Source organism: Oleiphilus sp. HI0080, from assembly GCF_001635135.1.
This window is the reverse complement of sequence record NZ_LWFU01000636.1, coordinates 1-2,037: the sequence shown is the minus strand read 5'-3', so window position 1 is coordinate 2,037 and position 2,037 is coordinate 1. Positions and strand designations below refer to the sequence as shown.

At 45.9% G+C, this 2,037-nt stretch carries 2 protein-coding genes; both read right to left on the bottom strand.

Annotated features, from left to right (window positions below; genetic code table 11):
- Window positions 1-120: 120 nt before the first annotated feature.
- A complete protein-coding gene (locus A3751_RS13915; RefSeq protein ID WP_156492468.1) occupies window positions 121-525 on the bottom strand; it encodes a hypothetical protein in 405 nt (134 codons plus the stop codon).
- 105 nt (window positions 526-630) lie between these two features.
- Window positions 631-1,626 carry a putative solute-binding protein gene (locus A3751_RS13910; protein WP_068457128.1) on the bottom strand — a complete coding sequence of 332 codons (996 nt, stop codon included), beginning with the start codon at window positions 1,624-1,626 and terminating at the stop codon, window positions 631-633.
- Between the last annotated feature and the right edge of the window lie 411 nt (window positions 1,627-2,037).

Below are 2,037 nucleotides of genomic sequence, written 5' to 3'. Positions count from 1 at the left end.
GTGAGAGTAGGTCATCGTCAGGCTTTAATCAGAAACCCCAGCAGACATCCTGCTGGGGTTTTTTTATGTCTGGAGCGTGCTGTTCTCATAGCCAAGTGCTATCGCCCAGTCGCCTTGCTGTTACGAGACAGCCTTTAGCCGGACAGGACTTGATACTTGTTCAACTACTATCCAGTCATCGGGATCCTGTTGTGAAGTCGTTTTGTTTTCAAACGTATAAGTGTTCGGCGTGATCGGTCTTTTTGCCTTGGTCCAGTGCTCAATCTGAGTGGCTGTGCCAGCGATGATATTTTGTTGGCCTAAGAGACTATCAATGTATTCACCAATAAACTCAGTTGGAGTTACCCGTTGTAAACGCCTGACTTTCCTTTGCTCTCGCAAAGCGAGAGCTTCGTTACGTCGGGACTCGCAAGTTAGCAAATCGCGCTGGCGAAGCTCCTCTCTTCCCAAGCGTATGACCTGAATAAACATGATTCCGATTAGGCATAACGTCATCGCTGCGAGGAAACTAATAAACCAATACATACGCATCCTTATTGTTCGTTGCTTCGATTACCTAAAGTGATAGCAGATCAAATGCGATGATGTATCGTTTATGACTAAGTCTTAATATCCGGTCGTCCTTTTTTGTTATTCGGGATTCGTGCACTCTCCAGCCGAAGGGTTCTCGGAGCATCGAATCTTCCATAGGAGCTTGAGTGCTCTGGCATCCATGATCTCTTCTTCCTTCAGTGCTAAGCGAACATCTCTGCTGAGCTTGATGAGCTCACTACGTGTTTGCTCTTCGGTTTTGATCCAGTACTTCGCCGGTATCTCGGCCTCAGCATCCGCTACCAATTTGTCGATATCTTTAAGCCTGCTTAGCACGTACTCTCGCATCTTGACTCCAAAGTCTTCAGGCCATGACTTCTTTCGAGTGATTGTTTGCAGCATTCCGTAGTAAAGGCGATAGTCGAGGATCCCACCCTTCTCGCCAAGTCCGTGATACAGCTCAAATGTATTGTATGCTAATGCTGGCATCATCAGAATGTCGATGTTGCCGTTATTAAACTGGCCCGAGAAGGTTGCAAGAGATGTAGAGACCGGGCTTGCCCCGACGAGATTTGCAAGTTTGTGCGCTTGAGGGTCCCCATTAAGTACGGAAATTTTTTTACCGGCAAAGTCCGAGACTGAGCGGATGCTTTTATCATTGACGAATGCATACATCGATCCTACCGGAAACGCCGCGACAGCTTCGTAATCTCCGTTGGTAAGGATCTCTCCGGCTTTTGGGTTGGCCATTGTTGCCGTAATCTTGGCCAGTCCAGTGTCCGATACCAAGCCTCCAATAGCATCCAGCGTACCTGCAAACGGTACGTATTGCCGTGACAAAATAGCGCTTAGGTGTGCTGCATCGCATACGCCCACTTTAAAGTCGTTGGACGCTACTTTTTCGTCAGTATATGCAATGAATTCGATATCAAGTCCCCATGCTATTGCTTTTGGGCGTAAGTCCGAATAGAAGCCCATTACGGGTCCGTTCTTCCCTACGGGATCCCACGTGCATATTTTTTTCTTCTGGATTTCGGTTGCCGTTAGTGGGGCTGCTAACAAGATACCTACTAAGGTGGCTATCGGTAACTTCATGTTATTATCCTTTTATTGGCGCGTGTACTGGCTAACTGATGGTCAAAAAACAACCACCTAAGTTATGCCTGTGGGGTTAGACTTGTTCAACCCAAAGCAAAGCGTGACTTGACTTGAATCGAAAATTTCTAACTAAGGCATGGAAAGTGATTTAAATGGCTTGGAAATTGCGGTGTCCGGGTTTATAGTCTTACTTTGGATTAATAAACGTTTGGCTGGTTTGTTAAGGTTATGCCCGAGTCTCATAATAAAAAGTTCAGCACGGTAAGTTCGTTTACGTTGATAGGCACGCCTATGCTTTCATCTTCCCTCTTCGGGCTGCTTCTCCTGCCGTAAGGCAGACAATATATTTATCTTTCTATCACCAGTTTTAAATTATTCTTCGTAAATGAATTTGTAGGAGTTTGACTT